Source organism: Edwardsiella sp. A.80236, assembly GCF_044540725.1.
Lineage (GTDB): Bacteria > Pseudomonadota > Gammaproteobacteria > Enterobacterales > Enterobacteriaceae > Edwardsiella > Edwardsiella tarda.
Genome location: NZ_JBIUCY010000005.1, coordinates 113368 through 137879, shown reverse-complemented (window position 1 = coordinate 137879; position 24512 = coordinate 113368). Strand labels below are relative to the sequence as shown.

The following is a 24512-nucleotide window of genomic DNA, read 5'->3' as shown; positions in this document are numbered from 1 at the left end:
GACATCATGGCAGGAAATGGGGCTGGCGCGGGGAGTATCACAAAATTGTTATAGTTATGCGCGGCAGGCAAGCCACCGCGCATCGGCGACGTTAGCGTAAGCGTACCAGGGTACGCCCGGTGATGCGGTTAGCCAGCAGATCGGCCGCCGCCGGGATCGCCTGCTCCAGCGTGATCTCTTGGGCGCACTGCTGGTAGAAGCGCTCCGGCAAGAGCGCAGCCAGACGCTGCCAGGCGAGGGTGCGGCGTTCGGGCGAGGCCATCACCGAGTCTACCCCCTGTAGGCGGACGTTACGCAGAATGAACGGCATCACCGTCGTAGGTAGCGTAAATCCCCCCGCGAGTCCGCAGGCGGCAACGGTCGCGTTGCTGTCCATCTGGGCCAGGACCTTGGCCAGAACCTCGCCGCCGACCGTATCGATGGCGCCCGCCCAGCGCTGCTTCTCCAGTGGGCGGGCCGGCGTTTGAAACTCGGCGCGAGGCAAGACCTGTTCGGCGCCGAGCGCCAGCAGATAGTCACGGTTCTCCTCGCGTCCACTGACGGCGACCACCCGGTAGCCCAGTTGGCTGAGCAGGGCGACGGCGGTGCTGCCGACCCCCCCGCTGGCCCCGGTGACCACGACCTCGCCGCGTTCGGGAGTGACGCCGCCCTCCTCCAGGGCCAGCACACACAACATGGCGGTGAGACCCGCGGTGCCGATGATCATCGCCTGGCGTCCGTCTAACCCCTGAGGCAACGGCAACAGCCAATCGGCGGGGACTCGGGCCTGCTGCGCCAGCCCGCCCCAATGGTGTTCACCCACCCCCCAACCGGTTAGCAACACCGCCTGGCCAGGGGTGAAACGCGCGTCGCTGCTCTGATTGACGACGCCGGCGAAGTCGATGCCGGGTACCATCGGAAACTGGCGGACGATCTTACCCTGGCCAGTAATGGCTAACGCATCCTTATAGTTCAGGCTCGACCAGTCGACGTCGACCAGCACCTCGCCCGCCGGCAGGTCATCACCGCTTAGGGTGTGAATGTGAGCGTGGGTCTGACCGTCGCGCTGTTCGAGTAGCAGTGCTTTCATGATGGCATCCTGTTGATAAAGTGGCTTAATTACCGTCCCCGCGCAGAGGATGGCGCGTAGCCTATTCTATACCAGGAATCGCCCCCCGCCCGCTATGGCCGTGATCGCAGCCATGAGCGATGTGAGGAAATGGCCTGCCGGGGTGGGTACTTACCGCCCTTACTTCGCGGGTACAGGCGGCGAGTGGGTGTCCGCGAGGCACGGGGTGACGCGCCCGTTTGCCTAGCCGGGAGTCCCCCCGTGGGGTTAGCGCGTCGGCGATAGGCGAGGGGCGTTATTTGTAGTAAAAGTAAAGATGAAGTCGGCTAAAATAATTCACAGGAGTGATACTATGCCTCCAAGAAAGGGAGTTTTTACTGAGAGCCTGTCCGGCCTGTGCCGGGTGGTGGAGCATCGTCGAGCGGAATGAGTTGCGGCGCCGCGATGTGTAACGGATCGGGTAGGGACAGGGATGCGTATTACGACCAAATTCTTTGCCTTCATTACCTTGCTGGTGGCGCTGGGCATGTTCCTCATGCTGTTGGGCAGCACCTATAGCTTTTATAACCAGACGCATCAGCGCGCCGAGACACAACTTAACATCCTGACGACGATGATCGACCAACAGCTGCTGGTCGAGTCCTCCGACAGTGTGAAGCGTTGGCTGCCGGTGATGATGCGTTCGGCAGGCGCGGTCGACCTGGCGGTCTACCACGACGATCGTCAGGTCTATTCCCACCATCTCCCGGCGCTCTATCGGGCCTGGCATACGCGCGACAACCTGCGCACCTTTGAGGCGCCGTTGCTGCAACACCCAGGCTATCGTCTGAAGATGGTCTATATCGAACCGACGGCCAGCTATAGCCACTCGTTAGAGCGCATGTTCCCACTCTCACTCTCCATCGTCATCATGGTGATCATGCTGGTGTTTGCCTACCGTTGGCTCCGCACCCAGACGTTGGGTGTGGAGCGCCTCGAACGGCGGGCTCGCCGCATCCTCGCGGGCGAACGCGATCTGAGTGCCATCGGCAGTCTCAATGAGTTGCCAGCCAGTGCCAGCAGCGCCTTGGACCGCCTGTTGCGGGAGCTGGCCGAGGCGCGAGAGGAGCGCAGCCGTATCGACTCGCTGATCCGCGCCTTTGCGGCCCAGGACTCCCGTACCGGACTGAATAATCGCCTATTTTTCGACAACCAGCTCACGACGTTATTGGAGGATGAGGCGGCGCATGGCGTGGTGATGATCTTGCGTCTGCCCGACTTGGAGGCCTTAGCCGATCAGCCGGGCCGACGTGAACGCGAGGAGTTCCGCTACGCGCTGACCAATATGTTGTCGACCTATGTGATGCGTTATCCTTCCGGCCTCTTGGCACATTACTTCCAGAATAATTTTGCCGTGCTGCTGCCTCACCGCTCGCAGAAAGAGGCGGAGGGATTCGCCGCTCAGCTGTTAGCCTCTCTGGCCGCCATCCCGTCGGCCCCTGGCGTGGTCGCCGATGAGGTGTTGCATATCGGTATTACCCTCTATCGCGCCGGTGAGCAGGTCGAGGCGGTGATGGATCGCGCCGAGCAGGCGGCGCGTAACGCCAGCCTGCAAGGCGGCAACGGCTGGTATGTCGACCCCATTCCGCAACCGGAGATGGTGCGTGGTAGCGTGCGCTGGCGCACCCTGTTAGAGCAGACGCTAACGCGTGGCGGGGCTCGCCTATTCCATAAACCGGCGGTGACGGTGGCGGGTGCGGTGCATCACCACTATATCTTGCCGTTTATCTACGACGGCAATCAGCCCATCCCCAGCGCCGAATTTATGCCGCTGGTGCAACAGCTCGGCCTGGCGGAGCGTTTCGATCGTCAAATGGTGAGTCAGATTATTCCGTTATTGCGCCGCTTGCCGGGGCAAAGGCTGGCCTTTCCATTGACGGTTGACTCATTATTACAACGCAGTTTCCAGCGTTGGCTGCGCGATACCTTGTTGCAGAGTGAGCGTTCGGTGCGTCAGCGTATCCTCATCGAGTTGAATGAGGCCGATGTCTGTGCACATCAGGCACGCCTGGCGCCGATGTTACGTCTGCTGCGCGGCCTGGAGTGTCAGCTGGTGGTATCTCAGGCGGGGTTACGTATCGTCAGTACTACCTATATCAAGCAGTTGCAGGTGGCGTTGATCAAGCTGCATCCGGCGTTGGTGCGCAACATTGACCAACGCATCGAAAACCAGCTGTTTGTGCAAAGTATCACCGGCGCCTGTGAGGGAACGCTGGCACAGGTCTTCGCCACCGGGGTGCGTAGTCGCGAGGAGTGGCGGGTATTACAGGAGAAAGGGATCGCCGGCGGGCAGGGAGATTTTTTTGCAAAATCGCGACCGGTTCTCTAGTTGGAAAAAATATTGTGACGGATAATGAATTGGCCTTTTTGTCAGGAAAAATTCACGTAGAATAGCGTGCAATCTATGCTTATACGGTTGGTAGGCGCTTACGTGCCGTCGAGACGAATGCCCTCGGCGGTGGAATGAATTCAGCGCGCGTCTACCCTTTGCTACCGTCGTGATAGACATTATCTGTGATGAATTGTTATGCGCTGTGTTGTAGCCGGGAACGGATGCGTGGTGCGATAACGTGGCGATGCGGAGTGTTTTGCCGTGCGACGGCTGGCGGGAGATCGTCAGTGTTGCCTCCCTCTTCCGCTGTGGTGCCATGCTCATGAGCACCCTAATCTGTTGAATGGTAAACATGGTGTAATTTTTCACCGGAGCAGGACGTTTTTGCGCCTTGTCGCTGTTCCGCGTGGTTGGTAAAGTAAGCGGATTTTATTTTTCGCCTCCAGCTTTCAGGATTATCCTTCAGTTATGTTTAAAAAATTTCGTGGCATGTTTTCCAATGACTTGTCCATCGACCTGGGTACTGCCAATACCCTGATTTATGTAAAAGGACAAGGCATTGTTTTGAATGAACCTTCGGTGGTCGCCATTCGTCAGGACCGCGCGGGTTCTCCGAAAAGCGTTGCCGCCGTGGGGCATGAGGCCAAGCAGATGCTCGGCCGTACGCCGGGCAATATCGCCGCCATCCGTCCGATGAAGGATGGGGTGATCGCCGACTTCTTCGTGACCGAGAAGATGCTGCAGTACTTCATCAAACAGGTGCATAGCAACAGCTTTATGCGGCCAAGCCCGCGTGTGCTGGTGTGTGTACCGGTCGGTGCCACCCAGGTCGAGCGTCGCGCCATTCGTGAATCGGCGCAGGGCGCCGGCGCGCGTGAAGTCTTCCTGATCGAAGAGCCGATGGCGGCGGCGATCGGTGCAGGCTTGCCGGTTTCCGAGGCGACCGGCTCGATGGTGGTGGATATCGGTGGCGGTACCACTGAAGTGGCGGTGATCTCCCTGAACGGTGTGGTGTACTCCTCCTCCGTTCGTATCGGTGGTGACCGTTTCGACGAGGCGATCATTAACTACGTGCGCCGTAACTACGGCTCCCTGATCGGTGAGGCGACGGCCGAGCGCATCAAACATGAGATCGGCTCCGCCTATCCTGGCGATGAGGTGCGTGAGATCGAAGTGCGCGGTCGTAACCTGGCTGAAGGGGTTCCGCGAGGCTTCACCTTGAACTCCAACGAGATCCTGGAAGCGTTGCAAGAGCCGTTGACCGGCATCGTCAGCGCGGTGATGGTGGCTCTGGAGCAGTGCCCGCCGGAACTGGCCTCCGACATCTCCGAGCGTGGTATGGTCCTGACCGGTGGCGGCGCGCTGCTGCGTAACCTGGATCGTCTGCTGATGGAAGAGACCGGTATCCCGGTGGTGGTGGCCGAAGATCCGCTGACCTGTGTGGCGCGCGGTGGTGGCAAGGCGTTGGAAATGATCGACATGCATGGCGGTGATCTGTTCAGCGAAGAGTAATTCCTCTACGGCGCGGGCATTGCGCCGCCGTGGATGAGACGAATGCCGGGCACCGGGCGGAGAGGCACTCCGTCCGGTGTTCGCGTATCGCGCGATCGCTACATGCGCGGTGCTGCGCACGACGCGGCGCCGACGTCGAGGATAACGCAAATTTATGAAGCCGATATTCAGCAGAGGGCCTTCTCTGCAACTACGACTTTTTCTGGCGGTGGTGGCGGCGGTAGGATTAGTGGTGGCTGACAGCCGTCTGGGCATGTTTCAGCAGATCCGTACCTATCTCGATACCTCCGTGAGTCCGTTCTATTATCTGTCCAACGCTCCCCGTCAGCTCCTGGATACGCTCTCTAACACCTTCGCCACCCGCGATCAGTTGGAGCTGGAGAACCGGGCGCTACGCCAAGAACTCTTATTAAAAAATAGCGATCTGTTGTTACAGGGACAGTTAAAACAAGAGAATGCGCGCCTGCGCGAGCTGCTTGGCTCGCCATTGCGCCAGGATGAACACAAGATGGTCACGCAGGTGATCTCTACGCTGCCCGATCCCTATAGCGATCAGGTGGTGATCGATAAGGGCAGCAACAGTGGCGTCTACTTCGGTCAGCCGGTGATCAGCGACAAGGGGGTAGTGGGTCAGGTGGTGGCCGTCGGTAAGGCGACCAGCCGCGTCTTGCTGATTTGTAACGCCGCCCACGCATTACCGATCCAGGTGCTGCGCAACGATATCCGCGTGCTGGCGGCGGGTAACGGCTGTAGCGATGATCTCCAGCTCGAGCATCTGCCGGCCAACACCGACATTCGCGTCGGGGATGTGTTGGTCACCTCCGGCCTGGGGGGGCGTTTCCCGGAGGGCTATCCGGTGGCCGTCGTCTCGTCGGTGAAGGTGGATAATCAACGCGCCTATACGGTGATCAAGGCACGTCCGACCGCGGGGCTACAGCGCCTGCGCTATCTGCTGCTACTGTGGAGCGGTGATCGCGAGGGCAGCGTCCCTCTGCCGCCGGATGCGGTGCAGCGCGTCGCCAATGAACGGCTGATGCAGATGATGCCGCAGGTCTTGCCTGCCCCCGCCGTCATGGGGCCTCCGGCTCCTGACAGCGGCACACCGGCGACACCGAGTGCGCCGAGTGCGGCCGATGCCGCGGCGAAACCGGCTGTTCCGGCCCCCGCCGTCACCCCGAAGACGCCACCGCGTCGTAGTCAGGAGGTGCGCTGATGGGGGGGTACCGTAGCCATGGTCGTTGGATCATCTGGCTGTTTTTCCTGCTGGCCTATGTGTTGCAGATTATGCCCTGGCCGGACAATATCGCCATGTTCCGCCCGAACTGGCTGGCGCTGTTCCTGATCTACTGGACGATGGCGTTGCCACATCGCGTCAACGTCGGTACCGGCTTCCTGTTGGGGCTGGTGTGGGATCTGATCCTCGGCTCGACCCTGGGGATCCGGGCCTTGGCCTTCAGTCTGCTGGCCTATCTGGTGGCCTTCAAGTTCCAGTTGCTGCGCAACATGGCGCTGTGGCAGCAGGCCTTGATGGTGATGGTGCTGACGGCGGCGATGGAGGCGGTAATTTTCTGGGGCGAGTTTGTCGTCGCCAATACCGCCTTCCGGCCCGAGGTGTGGTGGAGTAGTGTAGTCAATGGGTTACTGTGGCCATGGCTATTTTTACTGATGCGTAAGGTGCGCCGTCAATTCGCCGTGCAGTGAGGCGATGCGGCTAGACACAGGACTCTCGAAAGCGTATGTGTGAGATCTATCTGGCCTCGGGCTCGCCCCGGCGGCGTGAGTTGTTGACGCTGATGGCGATTCCGTTCGCGCGTCTGAGTTGTGCGGTAGAGGAGCGGCGTCAGCCGGATGAGACGCCGCTGGCCTATGTCCGCCGTCTGGCACGCGACAAGGCGCAGGCCGGGGTGGACGTCGCCCCACAGGATCGCCCGGTATTGGGCGCCGATACCATCGTGCTGCTCGATGGGGCGGTATTGGAGAAGCCGGCGAGCCCGGCTCAGGCCACCGAGATGTTGCGCCGCCTCGCAGGGCGCAGCCATCAGGTGATCACCGCGCTGGCTTTGGCCGACCGGCATCATTGTCTGGACGACTACGTGGTCACCGAGGTGACCTTCTGCCCGTTGAGCGAGGCAGAGATCGCCGCCTACGTGGCCAGTGGTGAGCCGCTGGATAAGGCGGGTGCCTATGGCATCCAGGGTAAAGGCGGCTGCTTCGTGCGGGCGATCAACGGCAGCTATCACGCCGTGATGGGGCTACCGTTGGTGGAGACCCGTGAACTGCTGGCACGCTTTATGGCGTTAAGGGAGGAGAAGAAAGAGCATGACGACTGAATTATTGGTTAACGTTACACCATCGGAGACCCGGGTGGCCTATATCGATGGCGGCATCTTGCAAGAGATCCACATCGAACGCGAGGCGAAGCGCGGTATTGTCGGCAATATATACAAAGGGCGTGTGAGCCGGGTGCTGCCCGGTATGCAGGCGGCCTTTGTAGATATTGGTCTGGAGAAGGCGGCCTTTCTGCATGCCTCCGACATTATGCCGCACACCGAGTGTGTCGCCGGTGATGAGCAGAAGAACTTTCACGTGCGCGATATCGCCGAGCTGGTGCGTCAGGGGCAGGATCTGATGGTGCAGGTGGTGAAGGATCCGCTCGGTACCAAGGGCGCGCGCCTGACCACCGACATCACCCTGCCATCGCGCTACCTGGTGTTTATGCCGGGCGCCAGCCATGTCGGCGTCTCGCAGCGAATCGAGAGCGAAGCGGAGCGCGAGCGGCTGAAGGCCATCGTCGCCCCCCACTGTGACGAGCTGGGCGGCTTTATCATCCGTACCGCCGCCGAAGGGGCGGATGACGAGGAGTTGGCGCAGGATGCCGCCTTCCTCAAGCGCCTCTGGATCAAGGTGATGGAGCGCAAGCGGCGTAACCAGAGCAAGTGCATGTTGTACGGCGAGTTGGCGCTGGCGCAACGGGTGCTGCGCGACTTCGCCGGGGCCTCGCTGGATCGTATTCGGGTCGACTCGCGCCTGACCTACGATCTGCTGCAAGACTTCACCCAGGAGTACATGCCGGAGATCACGCCCTGCCTCGATCTGTACAGTGGCAAGCAGCCCATCTTCGACATGTATGACGTGGAGAACGAGATCCAACGGGCGTTGGAGCGGCGGGTGGAGCTGAAGTCCGGCGGTTATCTGATCATCGATCAGACCGAGGCGATGACCACCATCGACATCAACACCGGCGCCTTCGTCGGCCACCGCAACCTGGATGAAACGATTTTCAACACCAACGTCGAGGCGACGCAAGCCATCGCCCGCCAGTTGCGCTTGCGCAACCTGGGCGGGATCATCATCATCGACTTTATCGATATGAACAGCGAGGATCATCGTCGGCGGGTGCTGCACTCTCTGGAGCAAGCCCTAAGCAAAGATCGGGCGAAAACCAGCATCAACGGTTTTTCGCAGCTAGGCTTGGTAGAGATGACGCGTAAACGCACCCGTGAGAGCATCGAGCATGTGCTGTGTGGTGAGTGTCCGACCTGCCACGGTCGCGGTACGGTGAAGACGGTGGAGACGGTATGCTATGAGGTGTTGCGCGAGATCGTGCGCGTGCATCACGCCTACGACAGCGATCGCTTCTTGGTCTACGCCTCGCCGGCGGTGGGCGAGGCGCTGAAGAGCGAAGAGTCTCACGCCTTGGCCGAGGTGGAGCTCTTCGTCGGGAAGCAGGTTAAGGTACAGATCGAGCCGCTCTATAGCCAAGAGCAGTTTGATGTGGTGATGATGTAACGCGGTACCGGCTCAGGGGAATGACCCCATAGGATGGGTTGGAAGGATAGGAGAACGCTGTGAGGCGACTGCCCGGTTACCTGTTGGTAACGCTGGCGACCCTGATTGTATTGGTCGCTCTGCTGGTGAGTGGGCTGCGCTTACTGCTGCCCCATCTCGATCGGGTGCGTCCACAGATCGCCGAGCAACTCAGTGAGTTGACCGGCACATCCGCGACCATCGGCGCATTACAGGCCAGTTGGCAATCCTTCGGGCCGACCCTGGAGGTGCGCGATCTGGCGATGAGTGGCGGCGCGGGGCAACTCAAGGTGCGGCGTGTGACCCTGGCGCTGGACGTCTGGCAATCGCTGCTACATGCCCGGCTTCAGTTCCGCGATCTCACCTTTTACCAGCTCCAGGCGGCCACCGATCGTCCGTTGGCGCGCGAACAAGGCGGTGGGGGATTGCAAGGCGATGAGCTGAGCGACATCTTCCTGCGCCAGTTCGATCACTTTACCCTGCGCGACAGTCGCCTGAGTTTCCCCTCGCCCTCGGGCACCCAACTGCAACTGACCATTCCGCAACTGACCTGGCTGAACAGCCCGGATCGTCATCGTGCCGAGGGGGAGGTGAGTTTTACCACCCCACAGGGACAGCATGGCACCCTCCAGGTCCGCATGGATCTGCGTGATAAGAACGGCTTGCTCAGCGATGGCGAACTCTACCTACAGGCGCAGCAGATCGACCTTACCCCCTGGCTGAGCCGTTGGGTCAACCGTAATACCGGGGTGAGCGGCGCCGACTTCAGCTTAGATGCCTGGCTGACCATCCACAAGGGCGAGATGCAGGCGGCGCAGATCCGCCTGCGTGACGGTCAGGCTGACTGGCAAGCGTCCGGCCAGCGCCACCGTTTGACCGTCGATGATCTGACGCTGCGTGCCGCGCGTTATCAGGACGGCTGGCGCCTGGATGTCCCGCGCCTGAATCTGGCGACGGATGGCCAATCTTGGCCGGCGGGGAGTCTGAGCCTGCTCTACCTGCCGCCGCGTGCCCAGGATGAGGGGGATGAGCTGCGGCTGCGCGCCACCGATCTACAGCTGGCCCGTATCACGCCGTTGCTATCGACCCTCAATCTCCTCTCGCCGGCGTTGATGCAACCGCTGCAGGCGCTACAGCCACGGGGGACGATCACTCGCCTGGGGCTGGACATTCCGCTGCGTCAGCCAGCGCGTAGCCGGGTGCTGGCCGATTGGCACGATCTCAGTTGGCAACCTTGGCAGCTGCTGCCTGGCATCGACCATTTCAGCGGTTCGCTGCGTGGCAGCGGGCAAGATGCCCGTCTGCGCTTCACGCTGAACGATAGCACGCTGCCCTATGCCGCCCTGTTTCGTGCGCCGCTGGCGGTGGCGCAGGCGACGGGGGAGGTGCGTTTCCAGCGTGACGACGCGGGTTGGACGCTGAGCGGCCAAGATCTCGACGTGCAGGCGCGGGCGCTCTGGACGCACGGTGGCTTCCGCTACCAGCAACCGACGACGGGGCGGCCACTGCTCAGCATCCTGGCGGGCATTCGCCTGACGGACGCGCGCCAGGCGTGGCGCTACTTCCCCGAGCCGTTGATGGGGACGGAGTTGACCGATTACCTGAGCGCGGCACTGGAGGGGGGGCAGGTCGACAACGCCACCTTGCTGTATGACGGCGATCCACAGCAGTTCCCCTATGCGCACCACGAGGGGCAGTTCCAGGTATATGTACCGCTGCGCCAGGCGACCTTCCGTTTCCAGCCGGACTGGGCCCCGTTGACCGATCTGACCATCGATCTCGACTTCCTCAACGACGGGCTATGGATGTTCGCGCCCTCGGCCCATCTTGGCGCGGCGCGTGGCAGCAACATTCACGCCGACATTCCACGCTATGGCGAGGAGCGGCTGCTGATCAACGCCGATGTCGCCGGTAGCGGCAAGGCCGTGCATGACTACTTTATGCAATCGCCGCTGAAGGGCTCGGTTGGCGCGACGCTGGGCGAGTTGCAGGTTGGCGGCGATGTCAGCGGTAATCTGCGGTTGGCGATCCCGCTCGATGGTGGCGTCACCCACGCCAGTGGTGAGGTGCGGCTGCGTAACAACAGCTTGTTTATCAAGCCGCTGGGCAGCACGATGCAGGCGGTTAGTGGGCGCTTCCGTTTCGATGACGATCGCTTGCAGAGCGACACCTTGAGCGCGCAGTGGCTGGGCCAACCGCTCAGTGTGCAATTCGCGACCACGCCGCAGCCCAAGCAGTATCAGGTGGCGGTGGATCTGCAAGGGGATTGGTTGCCGGCTCGGCTGCCTTGGTTACCGACGGGGCTGGCGAGTCGCCTGCAGGGGAGCGCGCCCTGGCAAGGCAACGTGGCGATCACCCTGCCGGATCGCGGCGCCAGCCGTTATCAGGTGGCGATCGACGCCAATCTGGGGGCGGTAGGCAGCACACTGCCGGCGCCGCTGAATAAAGCGGCTGGTGCGCCGCAGATCCTGAAGGTAAACGTCGACGGTGGCATGGATGACTTCCTCCTCGACGGCAGTCTGGGGCGCGACGATCGCTTCGCCGCGCGGGTGCAGCTCGCGGCGGTGGGGGCGGCGCTGGAGAGCCTGAGTTGGGAGCGGCAACGTGGTGTAGCGCCGACGCTGGTGCCCGGTGAGGCTCGACTGCACTTGCCGGCACTGAATGGCGCCGAATGGTTGGCCCTCTTGGCCGCGCCGCTCGCCGGTCAGCTGGATAGCCACAGCGTGCTACGTTTACCGGCCCGATTAACCCTGACCACCCCACAGTTGCAACTGGCCGGGCAGGCGTGGAACCAGTTGCAGTTGCGTCTCGATCGTCAAGGCGAGACGACGCAGTTTCGCGTCGACGGTCAGGAGATCCGCGCCAGCGCGACGCTGGCGAATAAACGGCTGACGGCGGCGTTCGACTTTCTCTACTACAACCCGCAGCCGGATGCCTTGGGCCTGACGACCGCCCGTAGCGAGGCCTCCTTCGCCAGCGACAATCGGGCGGCCCCGCTCTTCGCCGACTGGCCGGCGATGCAGCTACGCTGCCACGCCTGTTGGTTTATGGGCCAGAGCCTGGGACGGGTCGAGGCCGATCTGCGTGTCGCCGGCGACACCCTGCTCCTTAGCGATGGTTTACTCGACAACGGCAATCTACGCCTCACGCTGAACGGGCGTTGGCAGCAGCAGGCGGGACAAAGCCAGAGCGGGCTGACGGGCGCCTTCAAGGGGGCCAATCTGACGGATAGCGCCGACTTCTTCGGCCTGACGCTGCCGTTGCAACAGGCGCCGTTTAAGGGGCAATTCGATCTTAATTGGCAGGGGACACCGTGGCAGCCGCGTATCGCGACCTTGAACGGTACGCTCCGCACCAGCCTGGGTAAGGGGGTGATCGAGAGCGTGGACACCGGACACGCCGGGCAGTTGCTGCGTCTGGTGAGTTTCGACGCCTTGCTGCGCAAGCTGCGGCTGGATTTCCGCGATACCTTCGGCGCCGGCTTCTACTTCGATGGTATCAAGGGCAGCGCCACCCTGCGCGACGGCGTGATGTCTACCGACGACCTGGTGGTCGATGGCCTGTCCGCCGATGTGGCGATGAGTGGCTCGGTCGATCTGGTCCGGCGTCGTATCGATATGCAGGCGGTGATCGCGCCAGAGCTCTCGGCGACGGTTGGCGTGGCCACCGCCTTCGCCGTCAACCCGGTGGTGGGGGCCGCGGTCTTTGCCGCCTCAAAAGTGCTGGCGCCATTGTGGAATAAGATATCGCTGATACGCTACAACATAAGCGGCGGGCTAGACAGCCCGACGATCCATGAAGTGTTACGTCAGCCGAAGAAGGAGAAGGCTCCATGAGGAATGCCAACGTCGCCTTATTGCAACTGTGTAGCGGTGAAAACAGTCGCGACAACCTGGCACAGATCGAGCAGCAGCTCAAGCAGCTGAATGGCGCGATTAAGCTGGTGTTGACCCCGGAGAATGCGCTGTTGTTTAGCGATGCCGCCGGTTACCGCCAGCATGCCGAACGCGAGGGGGACGGGCCGCTTCAACAGGCGGTGCGCGATTTAGCGCGCCGCTATGGGGTCTGGCTGTTGGTCGGGTCGATGCCGTTGCTTGCCGCCGATCGTCATGGCGGTATCACCTCCAGCAGTCTGCTGTTTGACGACACGGGGGCGCTCCGCGCCCGCTATGATAAGCTGCATATGTTCGATGTCGATGTGCGCGATAGCCATCACCATTATCGCGAATCCGATATCTATCGCCATGGCGAGCAGTTGACGGTGGTCGATACACCGGTCGGCCGCTTGGGGATGGCCATCTGCTACGATCTGCGCTTTCCTGGCCTGTTCCAGGCGCTACGCGCGCAGGGGGCCGAGCTGATCTCGCTGCCCGCCGCCTTCACCCGCGTGACCGGTGAGGCGCACTGGGAGGTGTTGTTGCGCGCGAGGGCGATCGAGAACCAGTGCTATATTCTGGCGCCGGCCCAGGTCGGCAGCCACGGCGCCACGCGACGCACCTGGGGCCACAGCATGGCGGTGGATGGCTGGGGCAGCGTGCTCCAGCAAAACGCCGATGCGGTGCGTCCGCTGAAGATTAAAGTGAATACCGACTCGCTCGCGGCGCTGCGGCAGCAGATGCCGCTGGCGCAACATAACCGATTCCAGCCTGAGCTGATCCACCTTCATCAAGGGTAAAACACCATGAGTCTGACGTTTGTCAGTGAGCAGTTACTGGCTGCCAACAACCTGAATCATCAGGATCTCTATAACGTATTAGGGCAACTGGGCGAACGTCGCCTGGACTATGCCGATCTCTACTTTCAATCCAGCGTGCACGAATCCTGGGTGCTGGAAGATCGCATCATCAAGGATGGCTCCTATCACATCGATCAGGGGGTCGGGGTACGGGCGATCCACGGTGAGAAGACCGGGTTTGCCTATGCCGATCAGATCACGCTGCAGGCGTTGACCCAGAGTGCCCATGCCGCGCGCAGCATCGTGCGTGAGCAGGGGGATGGTCGGGCGCACACCCTGGGGGGGCTGGAGGCGGTGGCGCGTTATGCCATGCACGACCCGCTGGATAGCCTGCCGCGTGAGGAGAAGATCGCCCTGCTGGCATTGGTGGACCGCGTGGCGCGGGCGGAAGATGCCCGCGTGCAGGAGGTCAACGCCAGCCTGACCGGAGTGTATGAGCTGGTGCTGGTCGCCGCCAACGACGGCACTCTGGCGGCCGATGTCCGTCCGCTGGTGCGCCTCTCCGTCAGTGTGCTGGTGGAGCAGGAGGGGCGCCGTGAGCGGGGCAGTTGCGGCGGTGGCGCCCGTTGCGGTTATGACTACTTCCTCGCCTCGAGCGACGGTGAGGTCCGCGCCGAGGCCTATGCCCGCGAGGCGGTGCGCATGGCGCTGGTTAACCTGCACGCCGTGGCGGCGCCGGCGGGCACCATGCCGGTGGTGCTGGGCGCCGGCTGGCCGGGTGTCTTGCTGCATGAGGCGGTCGGTCACGGGTTGGAGGGGGACTTCAATCGGCGTGGCACCTCCGTCTTCAGCGGCCAGCTGGGGCAACAGGTGGCTTCGCCGCTGTGCACCGTGGTGGATGACGGCACCCTGGAGGGGCGCCGCGGCTCCCTGGCGGTGGACGACGAGGGGGTACCGGGTCAGTATAACGTACTGATCGAAAAGGGTATCTTACGCGGCTACATGCAGGATAAGCTCAACGCCCGTCTGATGGGCATGGCGCCGACCGGCAACGGCCGTCGCGAGTCCTATGCCCATCTGCCGATGCCGCGTATGACCAACACCTATATGCTGGCGGGCGAGAGCACGCCGCAGGCGATCATCGAGAGCGTCGAGTATGGCTTGTACGCCCCCAACTTTGCCGGTGGTCAGGTCGATATCACCTCTGGCAAGTTTGTCTTCTCCACCTCAGAGGCCTATCTGATCGAGAAGGGGCGCATCACCCATCCGGTGAAGGGGGCGACCCTGATCGGCTCCGGTATCGAGGCGATGCAGCAGATCTCGATGGTCGGCAACGATCTGGCGCTGGATAAGGGGGTCGGCGTGTGCGGCAAAGAGGGGCAGAGCGTGCCAGTCGGCGTCGGCCAACCGACCCTGAAGCTGGATGCGATGACCGTCGGTGGCACCGCTTAAGGGCTTGACGTTGTGCATTGATCTCAAGCGGGGCCGGCATTGCCGGCCCCGCTTATTTGGCCTGACGCGAGTCGCGGAAGGTCTCTGCCATCTGGGTGAAGTAATCGCTTAAGTACTCCAGGCAGAGGCGCACCTTGAGCGGTAACGGCGACTTATGGGCATACAGGGCATAGACCGGACGCGGCGTGGATTGGTAGTGGGGAAACAAGATCTCCACCTGTTTGCGCCGTACCGCATCGATGACCCACATCAGCGGCAGGTAGGCGATTCCGGCGCCGGCGTGTAGCCAGCTCAGCAGCGTCTGGGCATCGTTGGTGTGAAAGCGACCAACGGGCATCGGGCGCAGGGTGTGCCCTTCCGGCGTGATCAGGGTCAGATCGTTAGCGGGTTGGCCGCTAAAATCGAGCCAGCTGTAGTTGACCAGCTCGGCCGGATGGTGCGGCGTTCCATGCTGCTGCAGATAGCTCTTGGCCGCACAGATCACCATCGGCATGGCACCGAGGGAGCGGCAGAAGAGGCTGGAGTCTTGCAACTCACCGGCGCGGATCACCAGATCCAAACCGTCGGCGACCAGATCGGGAGCCGGAACACCGGTGACCAGGTTGACGGCTAACCCCGGATAGGCAGCCAGCATGCGGGCGCTGATCGGTGCCAACACCTTCTGTGCCATGGTGGCCGAACTGCCGATGCGCAAGGTGCCGCTGGGGGTGTTGTTGTAGGCGTACAACTGCTCATGCACCTCCTGCGCCTCTTGCAGCATCTTACGACAGCCTTGGTAGTAGATGCGTCCGGCCTCGGTCAGGCTGATACGTCGGGTGCTGCGATTCAGCAGGCGGATTTGCAGCGCCTGCTCCAGCTTACTGACGCTTTGACTGATGGAAGAGACGCTCATCGCCAGTTGGGTCGCCGCGCCGGTGAAGGAGCCGCACTCGACGACCTTGGCGAAGATCGCCATGCCTTTCAATCGTTCCATTCTTCATCCTGTCTTAATGGTGTTCGCCGTCGTCCGCCAGAACAGTTGGTTTTATAACCGCTTATAGGGTCATAGTGCGAAGTAGATCACGAGATTGTTTATCTCAAGTGAAAAGTGATTTGCGTCACAGATTATATATCCCACTGACACATTAGGCTAACATCTCTCGGTGCCGTCAATGGCGGCGCCGCCGATTCGATGCGCGCGTTCAGCGCGCGACCTCTGCCGTTTCTCTCCGCTCACCCGTGTCGCGTGGGCCGTTATCGTTGAGTAAGGATGATGCATGGGAACGCTTCCCGTGATGGTGCTCTGGGGGCTCTCGTTTCCCCCCGCCTTTTGCGTGCTGTTGGCGGCGTTGCCGCTGTTTTGGCTGTTACGCCGGCTGTTATTAGCCTGTGGGGTGTATCAGTGGATCTGGCATCCGGCGTTGTTTAATTGCGCGCTGTATGCCGGCCTATTTTATTGCGTGAGTGGGTTATTTATTTGAAGGGGGCTGTGTGAAACCGTGGATGAACCGTCTGATGTCGGTCGCCATCACCCTGCTGCTGGTGTTACTGGCGGCCTGGGCGGTGATGCGTGCCTGGGGATTTTATACCACCTCGCCCTGGACGCGCGACGCACGTTTCAGCGCCGATGTGGTCGCCATCGCCCCCGATGTCAGTGGATTGGTGGAGGCGGTCTCGGTGCAGGATAACCAGCACGTGGCGCAGGGGACGGTGCTGTTTCGCATCGATGATCGGCGCTATCGCGCGGCGTTGGCACAGGCCGAGGCCGACGAACGCTATTACCAGGATCGACTCTCGGAGCTGCAACGCGAGGCGCAACGGCGGCGCGCGCTGGGTAATCGTCTGGTGGCCCAAGAGGCGATCGATCAGGCCGACAGCGCCCTGGCGGCGGCGCGTCAACAACTGGCGCGAGCGCAGGCGACACGCACATTGGCTCAACTCGATGTCGAGCGTAGCGTGGTACGGGCCCCCGCCGACGGTTGGGTGACGAACCTCCAAGTCCACGGTGGCGAGTTTATCCAGCGCGGCGCGAACGCCGTGGCGCTGATCAAGCAGCACAGTTTCTATGTCTTGGCCTATATGGAGGAGACTAAGCTGGCCGGAGTACAGCGTGGTGAGGCGGCGGCGATCACGCCGTTGGGCAGCGATCGCGTCCTGCATGGAACGGTGGACAGCATCTCGGCCGGGGTCAATGACAGCAGCGCGACGCCGGGGCGCAAGGGATTGGCGGCGGTAGACTCCAACCTTGAGTGGGTGCGCCTGGCGCAGCGGGTACCGGTACGCATTCGGCTGGATGCGGCGGCCCAGGCTCATCCTTATCCGGCCGGCACCACCGCGACGGTGGTGATCGGTCGCAGTGAGGTGACGCCAGCGCCGTTGCGCCATCTGCTACAGCGCCTGCGAGAGCTGGGTTAAGCGAGGGGAACGACCGGATGCATCCACTTTCGATCCGCCTGCGTTTCGCCTGCAAACTGACGCTGGCGATCCTGATGGCCTTATTGCTCGGCTTCGCCTTCGGGCTCTCTACGCCCCGCTGGTCGGCCTTGACCGCCGCCTTGGTCGCCGCCGGTCCCGCCTTCGCCGCTGGCGGGGAGCCCTTCGCCGGCGCCATCCGCTATCGTGGTTGGCTGCGCATCATCGGCACCCTGATTGGCTGCCTGTGTGCGCTGCTGTTGATGATGATCTTCATCCGCGCGCCGTTGCTGATGCTGCTGCTGTGCTGCCTATGGGCCGGGGTGTGTACCTGGCTGTCGTCGCTGGTGCGCATCGAGAACGCCTACGCCTGGGGACTCTCCGGCTACACGACGCTGATCATCGTGATCTCCTGCCTCACCGAGCCGCAGTTTATTCTGCAATTGGCGTTGGAGCGTTGCGGCGAGATCGTGTTGGGTATCGTCTGTGCCATATTGGCGGATACCCTGCTGGCACCACGCTCGGTCAAGGGCGAGGTGGATCGGGTGGTCGGCGGGCTATTGCTGAACCACTGGCAACTCCTGCAGCGTTGTGTGGTGAACGACGATCGCGCGGCGCTCGATCGCCACTGGCATACCCTGATGCGTGAGGGCCAGGCGTTGGAGGGGATGCGAGCGAGCCTGGCCTTGGAGTCGCTACGTTGGCAGGCAACCTGCCGCCGCCTGACGCATCTGCATACCCTGACCCTGAGTCTGATCACGCGGGCGTGTGAGATCTGCCTACAGCGCGAGCGGCAGCCGCTGCCCAGCTGCTTTCAGGCGTTGATCAGTGTTCCACTGACCACCCCGGCCGAGGCGTATCAGCGTTTGAAGCGGCTGCGTCGTCTCTTGGCGGCGTATGGCGGTAGCCGCGTCTCCCCGGCGTTGATCGCCTGGATCGCCGCCGCCAGCCAGTTACAGTGGCTGAGTAAGGGCGTCGTGAGCGCGGTGCCCATCGGCCAACAGGAGGCGGCGCTGCTGCGTCAGGGCGCGCCAGGGCGCCCGCTGCGCACCAGCGTGGGGCGCCATGCGTTGATCAACGGGGTGCGTACCTGGCTGGCTACCACGCTGGGGACGCTGTTCTGGCTATGGAGCGGCTGGCAGGCCGGCAGTGGCTGTATGATCATGATCGCGGTCGTCACGTCGTTGGCCGTGCGTACGCCGAACCCGCGTATGGCGGCGATCGACTTCTTGCTGGGGGCGTTGCTGGCGTTGCCTATCGGCGCCCTGTATTACCTGCTGATCTTGCCCGCCACCGAGCAGAGCCTGATGCTGCTATGCCTGAGCCTCGGGACGCTGACCTTTCTCTGTGGGATGGAGGTGCAGAAGCGCCGTCTCGGTTCGCTGGGAACCCTGGCGTCGACGCTCAACATCCTGGTGTTAAGCAACCCGATGCATTTTCCGCTACAGAGCTTTCTCGACAACGCCCTCGGTCAGGTGATCGGCTGTGCGCTGGCGTGGCTGGTCTTGCTGCTGGTACGCGATCACTCGCGTGTACATACCGGGCGGATGGTGCAACGTCGCCTGCTATGTGCCGCGCTGGCGACGCTGGGTGCGAAGGGCACTCGCGGCAATCTGTTGCCTGCGTTATATCGTCAGTTGGCGATGGTCTTAACGCTGTTTCCCGAGGATATCGCCCGTTATCGCCTCGCCTTGACGCTGATCGTGTTGCGCCAAAGCCTGCACCAGGCGGCGCTACCCTGTGATAGCGCGCGCTTGCAGGCACTACGCCAGGCCGCCGTTGGGCTGAGCGCCTCGTCAGCGATACGCCGCGCGCTGGCCCTGCGCCAGGTGGTTCGGCACTTAGCGGCCTATGCCGAGGCGTGGGATGCCGCCGGGCGTGAGGCCGCCCAGATCCAGCCACTGCGGCAGCTACAGCGCGTGTTGCATCGCTATCGCGCGGTGTTGCTGAATTAGGCAAGATGGCGCTTGTTTAAGCAGAAAACCGTTTGCGCCGCATCAAATCTCCCTACATTTTGTGCTTGCGGTGCGGCGGTCGCTGAGTATAATGCCGGACAATTTGCCGGGAGAGAGCATGAAAAACAGTATCGGTCACCGTGGTTTGTCGGTCGTGATGCGGCCGCAGCACCTGCCCAACCCGGGCAGCCACCAGCCGTTTTTCTCCCGTCGCATTCTCGATCGTGGAAAACCCCTCATTTGAGGGGTTTTTTTTTGCCCGTAAGACGGCAAGGCGAAAAATTAACCCGAGTGAACAGTCTGCCAGCGCCGCGTGACGCCGGCGCCTGAATAGGAGAGTAAAGAATGGCCAATCCCTTGTATCTAAAAGATATTATCTCCATCAACGATCTGAGCCGCAGTGAACTGGAGCTGGTGCTGGCGACCGCCGCCCGCCTGAAGGCCGAGCCGCAGCCGGAACTACTGCGCCACAAGGTGATCGCCAGCCTGTTCTTCGAAGCCTCGACGCGTACTCGTCTCTCTTTCGAGACCGCGATGCATCGCCTCGGCGCCTCGGTGGTGGGCTTCGCCGATAGCAGCAACACCTCGCTGGGCAAGAAGGGGGAGACGCTGGCGGATACCATCTCGGTGATCGGGAACTATGTGGATGCCATCGTGATGCGTCACCCGCAGGAGGGGGCCGCGCGCCTGGCGACGGAGTTCTGTGGCCGCATTCCGGTGGTTAACGCCGGTGATGGTGCCAACCAGCATCCGACCCAGACGCTGCTGGATCTGTTTACCATTCAGGAGACGCAGGGACGGTTGAACAACATCAGCATCGCCATGGTCGGCGACCTGAAGTATGGCCGTACCGTGCATTCACTGACCCAGGCGCTGGCTAAGTTCGAGGGTAATCGCTTCTTCTTCATCGCCCCGCAGGCGCTGGCGATGCCGGACTATATTCTGGCGATGCTGGAGGAGAAGGGCATCACTTACAGTCTGCATGAAACCATCGAAGAGGTGATGCCGCAGCTGGATATCCTGTACATGACCCGCGTGCAGAAAGAGCGTCTGGACCCTTCGGAGTACGCTAACGTCAAGTCGCAGTTCATCCTGCGCGCCGCTATGCTGGAGTCGGCACGCGACAACCTGAAGGTGTTGCATCCGCTGCCGCGTATCGACGAGATCACTACCGATGTCGACACCACCCCCTACGCTTACTACTTCCAGCAGGCAGGCAACGGTATCTTTGCCCGCCAGGCGTTGCTGGCCCTGATCCTGAATGCCGAACTGAATTTCTAAGGGAGAGATGAGATGACTCACGACAATAAACTACAAGTTGAAGCGATTAACTGCGGCACCGTCATTGACCATATCCCGGCCCGCATCGGCTTTAAGCTGTTGACCCTGTTTAAACTGACCGAGACCGACCAGCGTGTCACCATCGGCCTGAACCTGCCCTCCAATGCCCAGGGGAGCAAGGATCTGATCAAGATCGAGAACGTGTTCCTCACCGAGGCCCAGGTCAACCAGCTGGCGATCTACGCGCCACGTGCCACCGTCAACTGCATCGAAAACTATGAGGTGGTGCGCAAGATGGTACCGAGCCTGCCGGAGCGTATCGATGAGGTGTTGAGCTGCCCGAACAGCAACTGCATCAGCCGCAGCGAGCCGGTACACTCCAGCTTCAGCGTGCGCGCCCGCGACGGCGAGGTGTTGCTCAAGTGCAAGTATTGCGAGAAAGAGTTCGAGCACCACGCGGTGATGGAGCAGTAAAGCGCCTCTTCCGCCATACGATGTGCGTCGCGGGTGGGCGCGATGCCCATCGTGGGAGATGCAGGGGAAAAATGACGACCTGCGTCATTGAGAGGATGGGGGCGGACTCCCTATAATGGGGGCGGTTACCGGAGTCCCTCGGTAACGGCCCATCCATCATCCCTAAGGAGCAGATATGTCTGGTATTATCAGCACTGAGCACGCGCCGGCCGCCATTGGACCCTATGTTCAGGGCGTTGATCTGGGCAACATGGTCATCACCTCCGGTCAGATCCCGGTCGATCCGAAAACTGGCCTGGTCGCGGACGATGTCGCTGCCCAAGCGCGCCAGTCGCTGGAGAACGTCAAGGCGATCGTCGAAGCCGCTGGCCTGAGCGTGGCCAACATCGTGAAGACGACGGTATTCGTCAAGGATCTGAATGACTTTGCGACGGTGAATGCCACCTATGAAGCGTTCTTCAAGGAGCATAACGCCCCGTTCCCGGCCCGTTCTTGCGTCGAAGTGGCTCGTCTGCCGAAAGATGTGAAGATCGAAATCGAAGCCATCGCGCTGCGTCGCTGATGACGTCGGTCAGCCCATTCGGGCTGACCGTCTCTTACCGGTGCTCACCGGGATTAACTCTCGCCCTCTACCGGTTCCTCTTTGCCGAAGAACAGCTCGGTGATCAGCTTATTGTCGATCGGCTCTCCGCTCAGGGTTCGTACCAACAGCTCGCTGCCCAACTGCTGTAGCGAGAACACCATATCCGGCTGTACCCGCTTAATCTTCTGGAGATGCTTACTGGCGTTGACCAGCGAGATGGTCTTGGTGCCGCTCCCCGCCACCTCTTTGGCCGCCAGGACGATAAAGGCGTTCTCCGCGTCATCTTCGCGCAGCGCCAGGATGTAGAGCGCCCGTGGTGCGCCTGCCTCCGTCAGCACCTCGGCGCTGGAGGGGTCGCCAACCACCACGTCGGCGTCCTGGGGATACTCGTGCGGGATCCCCATCGGCACGATGGCGGTGATGGCGTCGCCGCGCGCTTTCAATCCGTTGTAGATACTGAGGGCCAGCGGCGAGGCGCCGGCGATGATAAAGTGGTTTTTCCGCATCACGTGAGAGATCCTGCCTTTAACCATGCGTTTAAGATTGCCGCCGATCACCGGGCCGATGATGGCGCTGACTGAGGTGGCGAATACCGTAATCCCCATCACGATCACCGAGAGGGTGAACAGCCGTGCCGTCGCGGTATAGGGCACGATATCGCCGTAACCGACGGTCGACATGCTAACCACCGAGAAGTAGAAGGCGGTGACCACGTCGAGGATCGGCGGCTTGAACTCATCGCCCAGATAGAGCGAGCCGAAGAGGGCGTAGATCAGCAACGAGACAAAGCTGACTAAGGCGAACAGAGAACCGGCCGCCAGACTGGCCCGGTCGAAGCGCTCCCAATAGCGGATCAGCAGAGCCAGTAACACCAGGGTATATAGCGTCAGGTTATGGCTGTAGTTCTCTAGGCTGGTCAGCGAGATATCCTGCCAGGTCCACTGGCTGAAGTCATGCCACAGCAGGCGCACCAGATCTTGGGCCTGCCAGATGGGCAGGCTGGGATCCTGGATCAGCGACAAGATGGCGATGGCGAGCAGCAGCAGCAGGGTGAATGCCCAGGCGACACGGGCGCGTAACACCAGGCCGATGGACATCAGGATCAGCGCCACCCCCAGCATTACCCGCGGGATCTCCAACAGGTTCACCATGGAGAGCGCCTCTTTCCAACTGTGGAAGGTCTGCAAGGCGCCGGGGACATAACGAAACGCCTGGATCACCACCGGTTCGGCAAACAGGTAGCCTTCGAGGGCGACCAATAGGGCGAGAACCCAAGAGGGGTGAAACAGGTTATAGACGCGGTGGAACAGTCTTTTCATGGCGATTCGTGCTAAAGGAAATAATAAAAAGTGTAACGCGAATATGCGTTTATGAATAGGGCGACCCGCCAGAGCGGCGGGTCGCGGAGCGGTGAAAAATAAAAATCAGAAAAAGCCCTGCGCCCGGTCGCTGTAGCTGACCAGTAGGCACTTGGTCTGCTGGTAGTGTTCCAGCATCATCTTATGGGTCTCGCGGCCAATCCCCGATTGCTTGTAGCCGCCGAAGGCGGCGTGGGCCGGGTAGGCGTGGTAACAGTTGGTCCAGACGCGACCGGCCTGAATACCCCGCCCCATCTGGTAGGCCAGGGTGCCGTTACGCGTCCAGACACCGGCGCCGAGACCATAGTGGCTATCGTTAGCCAACGCCAGCGCCTCATCGCGATCGCGGAAGGTGGTCACCGCCAGCACCGGGCCGAAGATCTCCTCTTGGAAGATGCGCATCGCGTTGTCACCGCGCAGGATGGTGGGTTGCAGGTAGTAGCCTTGGGCCAACGCCCCCTCCAGGCGCTGCACGCCGCCGCCGGTCAGTAACTGCGCCCCCTCCTGCTGCCCCAGGGCGATGTAGTTCAGGATGGTTTCCATCTGGCCGGCGGAGACTTGGGCGCCCATCTGGGTATGGGGATCGAGGGGGTTGCCACAGCGAATGGCCTCGACGCGCCGCAGGGCCCGCTCGATGAAGCGCTCGTAGATCGACTCCTGGATCAGCGCCCGGCTGGGACAGGTGCAGACCTCGCCCTGGTTGAAGGCGAACATGGCTAACCCCTCCAATGCCTTGTCGAAGAAGGCATCCTCCCGATCCATCACATCCTCGAAGAAGATATTGGGCGATTTTCCGCCCAGCTCCAGGGTCACCGGGATCACATTCTGGGCGGCGTAGCCCATGATGCGTTGGCCGACTTCGGTCGAGCCGGTAAAGGCGACTTTGGCGATACGCGGCGAGGTGGCCAGGTACTCGCCGATATCGCCCCCTGAGCCGTTGACCACGTTGATTACCCCAGGCGGGAGCAGGTCGCCGATAAACTCCATCAGTACCAGGATCGACATCGGGGTCAGTTTGGCGGGCTTGAGGACCACGCAGTTACCGGCAGCCAGCGCCGGCGCCAGTTTCCAGCAGGCCATCAACAGTGGGAAGTTCCAGGGAATGATCTGGCCGACGACGCCGAGGGGCTCATGGAAGTGGTAGGCGACGGTCTCATGGTCCAGCTCGCTAATTCCGCCCTCTTGGGCGCGAATACAGGCGGCGAAGTAACGGAAGTGGTCGATGGCCAGCGGTACGTCGGCGTTGAGGGTCTCGCGGATCGGCTTGCCGTTGTCCCAGGTCTCGGCGTGGGCCAGCTGCACCAGGTGCTGCTCCATACGATCGGCGATCTTATTCAGCAGGGTGGCGCGCTGCTGCACCGAGGTCTCCCCCCAGGCTTGGCGGGCGGCATGGGCGGCATCTAATGCCAGATCGACGTCGCGCCGCCCCGAGCTGGCAATCTCACACAGGGGTTGGCCGGTGATGGGCGTTAGGTTGATGAAGTAGTGGCCGTCGACGGGCGCTTGCCACTGGCCGTTGATGAAGTTGTCGTAGCGCGCCTTGAGTTGTAGCGGAGAGCCGGCGCTGGCCGGTGTAAAGGGGTGGTGATCGGTCATTACTGTCTC

At 61.8% G+C, this 24512-nt stretch carries 20 protein-coding genes; 16 read left to right on the top strand and 4 right to left on the bottom strand.

What is annotated here, in order from left to right; all coding sequences use genetic code 11:
* Nucleotides 1-91: 91 nt before the first annotated feature.
* The gene (locus tag ACEQFP_RS06620) at nucleotides 92-1069 is read right to left on the bottom strand and encodes an oxidoreductase (RefSeq protein WP_047059061.1); all 978 of its coding nucleotides are present in this window, start codon (nucleotides 1067-1069) and stop codon (nucleotides 92-94) included.
* A 451-nt stretch (nucleotides 1070-1520) separates the two neighbouring features.
* Here ACEQFP_RS06620 and csrD point away from each other — a divergent pair, with 451 nt between their 5' ends.
* The 9 genes from csrD to tldD all read left to right on the top strand — a co-directional run bounded on the left by csrD (nucleotide 1521) and on the right by tldD (nucleotide 14865).
* A complete protein-coding gene (gene csrD, locus ACEQFP_RS06615) occupies nucleotides 1521-3416 on the top strand; it encodes an RNase E specificity factor CsrD (RefSeq protein ID WP_035597038.1) in 1896 nt (631 codons plus the stop codon).
* Between the two features lie 471 nt (nucleotides 3417-3887).
* Nucleotides 3888-4931, top strand: a complete 1044-nt coding sequence (gene mreB, locus ACEQFP_RS06610; protein WP_005289819.1) for a rod shape-determining protein MreB — start codon at nucleotides 3888-3890, stop codon at nucleotides 4929-4931.
* 154 nt (nucleotides 4932-5085) lie between these two features.
* Complete coding sequence (gene mreC / locus ACEQFP_RS06605) at nucleotides 5086-6144, top strand: rod shape-determining protein MreC (RefSeq protein WP_035597041.1); 1059 nt, start codon at nucleotides 5086-5088, stop codon at nucleotides 6142-6144.
* Nucleotides 6144-6632 (top strand): rod shape-determining protein MreD, encoded by a 489-nt coding sequence (gene mreD, locus ACEQFP_RS06600; protein ID WP_005289825.1) that lies wholly within the window; start codon nucleotides 6144-6146, stop codon nucleotides 6630-6632. Before mreC ends, mreD begins: the two co-directional genes overlap by 1 nt.
* A 35-nt stretch (nucleotides 6633-6667) precedes the next feature.
* The gene (locus tag ACEQFP_RS06595; protein ID WP_005289828.1) at nucleotides 6668-7261 is read left to right on the top strand and encodes a nucleoside triphosphate pyrophosphatase; all 594 of its coding nucleotides are present in this window, start codon (nucleotides 6668-6670) and stop codon (nucleotides 7259-7261) included.
* Complete coding sequence (rng, locus tag ACEQFP_RS06590; protein WP_005289829.1) at nucleotides 7251-8720, top strand: ribonuclease G; 1470 nt, start codon at nucleotides 7251-7253, stop codon at nucleotides 8718-8720. Before ACEQFP_RS06595 ends, rng begins: the two co-directional genes overlap by 11 nt.
* 59 nt (nucleotides 8721-8779) lie before the next feature.
* Nucleotides 8780-12574, top strand: coding sequence for an AsmA2 domain-containing protein YhdP (gene yhdP, locus ACEQFP_RS06585; RefSeq protein WP_369115452.1), 3795 nt, complete (start codon nucleotides 8780-8782; stop codon nucleotides 12572-12574).
* Complete coding sequence (gene nit1, locus ACEQFP_RS06580; protein ID WP_068870416.1) at nucleotides 12571-13413, top strand: deaminated glutathione amidase; 843 nt, start codon at nucleotides 12571-12573, stop codon at nucleotides 13411-13413. The genes yhdP and nit1 overlap by 4 nt, the downstream gene beginning before the upstream one ends.
* A 6-nt stretch (nucleotides 13414-13419) precedes the next feature.
* Nucleotides 13420-14865 (top strand): metalloprotease TldD, encoded by a 1446-nt coding sequence (gene tldD / locus ACEQFP_RS06575; RefSeq protein ID WP_005289837.1) that lies wholly within the window; start codon nucleotides 13420-13422, stop codon nucleotides 14863-14865.
* A 52-nt stretch (nucleotides 14866-14917) separates the two neighbouring features.
* Here tldD and aaeR read toward each other — a convergent pair whose 3' ends face one another.
* Entirely contained in the window at nucleotides 14918-15838 is a 921-nt protein-coding gene (gene aaeR, locus ACEQFP_RS06570) for an HTH-type transcriptional activator AaeR (protein ID WP_005289839.1), read from the bottom strand.
* Nucleotides 15839-16121: 283 nt separating this feature from the next.
* Here aaeR and aaeX point away from each other — a divergent pair, with 283 nt between their 5' ends.
* The 7 genes from aaeX to ridA all read left to right on the top strand — a co-directional run bounded on the left by aaeX (nucleotide 16122) and on the right by ridA (nucleotide 21528).
* Nucleotides 16122-16325, top strand: coding sequence for a p-hydroxybenzoic acid efflux pump operon protein AaeX (gene aaeX / locus ACEQFP_RS06565; protein WP_005289842.1), 204 nt, complete (start codon nucleotides 16122-16124; stop codon nucleotides 16323-16325).
* A gap of 22 nt (nucleotides 16326-16347) precedes the next feature.
* On the top strand, nucleotides 16348-17259 hold the full coding sequence (gene aaeA / locus ACEQFP_RS06560; RefSeq protein WP_172953321.1) for a p-hydroxybenzoic acid efflux pump subunit AaeA: 912 nt from the start codon (nucleotides 16348-16350) through the stop codon (nucleotides 17257-17259).
* Between the two features lie 17 nt (nucleotides 17260-17276).
* On the top strand, nucleotides 17277-19211 hold the full coding sequence (gene aaeB, locus ACEQFP_RS06555; protein WP_097364320.1) for a p-hydroxybenzoic acid efflux pump subunit AaeB: 1935 nt from the start codon (nucleotides 17277-17279) through the stop codon (nucleotides 19209-19211).
* 118 nt (nucleotides 19212-19329) lie between these two features.
* Nucleotides 19330-19455 (top strand): hypothetical protein, encoded by a 126-nt coding sequence (locus tag ACEQFP_RS06550; RefSeq protein ID WP_396464052.1) that lies wholly within the window; start codon nucleotides 19330-19332, stop codon nucleotides 19453-19455.
* 101 nt (nucleotides 19456-19556) lie between these two features.
* On the top strand, nucleotides 19557-20492 hold the full coding sequence (pyrB, locus tag ACEQFP_RS06545) for an aspartate carbamoyltransferase (protein WP_396464051.1): 936 nt from the start codon (nucleotides 19557-19559) through the stop codon (nucleotides 20490-20492).
* Between the two features lie 12 nt (nucleotides 20493-20504).
* Nucleotides 20505-20966 carry an aspartate carbamoyltransferase regulatory subunit gene (gene pyrI, locus ACEQFP_RS06540; protein WP_005289849.1) on the top strand — a complete coding sequence of 154 codons (462 nt, stop codon included), beginning with the start codon at nucleotides 20505-20507 and terminating at the stop codon, nucleotides 20964-20966.
* 175 nt (nucleotides 20967-21141) lie between these two features.
* Complete coding sequence (gene ridA, locus ACEQFP_RS06535) at nucleotides 21142-21528, top strand: 2-iminobutanoate/2-iminopropanoate deaminase (protein WP_005289852.1); 387 nt, start codon at nucleotides 21142-21144, stop codon at nucleotides 21526-21528.
* A gap of 53 nt (nucleotides 21529-21581) precedes the next feature.
* Here ridA and kch read toward each other — a convergent pair whose 3' ends face one another.
* Nucleotides 21582-22868: a voltage-gated potassium channel protein gene (gene kch, locus ACEQFP_RS06530; RefSeq protein ID WP_005289854.1), complete on the bottom strand. Its 1287-nt coding sequence runs from the start codon at nucleotides 22866-22868 to the stop codon at nucleotides 21582-21584.
* Between the two features lie 105 nt (nucleotides 22869-22973).
* Nucleotides 22974-24503, bottom strand: a complete 1530-nt coding sequence (locus ACEQFP_RS06525; RefSeq protein ID WP_005289856.1) for an aldehyde dehydrogenase family protein — start codon at nucleotides 24501-24503, stop codon at nucleotides 22974-22976.
* Between the last annotated feature and the right edge of the window lie 9 nt (nucleotides 24504-24512).

Excerpts from the sequence above, each read along its gene's own strand:
- ACEQFP_RS06620 (WP_047059061.1), bottom strand. The coding sequence starts at position 1,069 with ATGAAAGCACTGCTACTCGAACAGCGCGACGGTCAGACCCACGCTCAC.
- csrD (WP_035597038.1), top strand. The coding sequence starts at position 1,521 with ATGCGTATTACGACCAAATTCTTTGCCTTCATTACCTTGCTGGTGGCG.
- mreB (WP_005289819.1), top strand. The coding sequence starts at position 3,888 with ATGTTTAAAAAATTTCGTGGCATGTTTTCCAATGACTTGTCCATCGAC.
- mreC (WP_035597041.1), top strand. The coding sequence starts at position 5,086 with ATGAAGCCGATATTCAGCAGAGGGCCTTCTCTGCAACTACGACTTTTT.
- mreD (WP_005289825.1), top strand. The coding sequence starts at position 6,144 with ATGGGGGGGTACCGTAGCCATGGTCGTTGGATCATCTGGCTGTTTTTC.
- ACEQFP_RS06595 (WP_005289828.1), top strand. The coding sequence starts at position 6,668 with ATGTGTGAGATCTATCTGGCCTCGGGCTCGCCCCGGCGGCGTGAGTTG.
- rng (WP_005289829.1), top strand. The coding sequence starts at position 7,251 with ATGACGACTGAATTATTGGTTAACGTTACACCATCGGAGACCCGGGTG.
- nit1 (WP_068870416.1), top strand. The coding sequence starts at position 12,571 with ATGAGGAATGCCAACGTCGCCTTATTGCAACTGTGTAGCGGTGAAAAC.
- tldD (WP_005289837.1), top strand. The coding sequence starts at position 13,420 with ATGAGTCTGACGTTTGTCAGTGAGCAGTTACTGGCTGCCAACAACCTG.
- aaeR (WP_005289839.1), bottom strand. The coding sequence starts at position 15,838 with ATGGAACGATTGAAAGGCATGGCGATCTTCGCCAAGGTCGTCGAGTGC.
- aaeX (WP_005289842.1), top strand. The coding sequence starts at position 16,122 with ATGGGAACGCTTCCCGTGATGGTGCTCTGGGGGCTCTCGTTTCCCCCC.
- aaeA (WP_172953321.1), top strand. The coding sequence starts at position 16,348 with ATGAACCGTCTGATGTCGGTCGCCATCACCCTGCTGCTGGTGTTACTG.
- aaeB (WP_097364320.1), top strand. The coding sequence starts at position 17,277 with ATGCATCCACTTTCGATCCGCCTGCGTTTCGCCTGCAAACTGACGCTG.
- ACEQFP_RS06550 (WP_396464052.1), top strand. The coding sequence starts at position 19,330 with ATGAAAAACAGTATCGGTCACCGTGGTTTGTCGGTCGTGATGCGGCCG.
- pyrB (WP_396464051.1), top strand. The coding sequence starts at position 19,557 with ATGGCCAATCCCTTGTATCTAAAAGATATTATCTCCATCAACGATCTG.
- pyrI (WP_005289849.1), top strand. The coding sequence starts at position 20,505 with ATGACTCACGACAATAAACTACAAGTTGAAGCGATTAACTGCGGCACC.
- ridA (WP_005289852.1), top strand. The coding sequence starts at position 21,142 with ATGTCTGGTATTATCAGCACTGAGCACGCGCCGGCCGCCATTGGACCC.
- kch (WP_005289854.1), bottom strand. The coding sequence starts at position 22,868 with ATGAAAAGACTGTTCCACCGCGTCTATAACCTGTTTCACCCCTCTTGG.
- ACEQFP_RS06525 (WP_005289856.1), bottom strand. The coding sequence starts at position 24,503 with ATGACCGATCACCACCCCTTTACACCGGCCAGCGCCGGCTCTCCGCTA.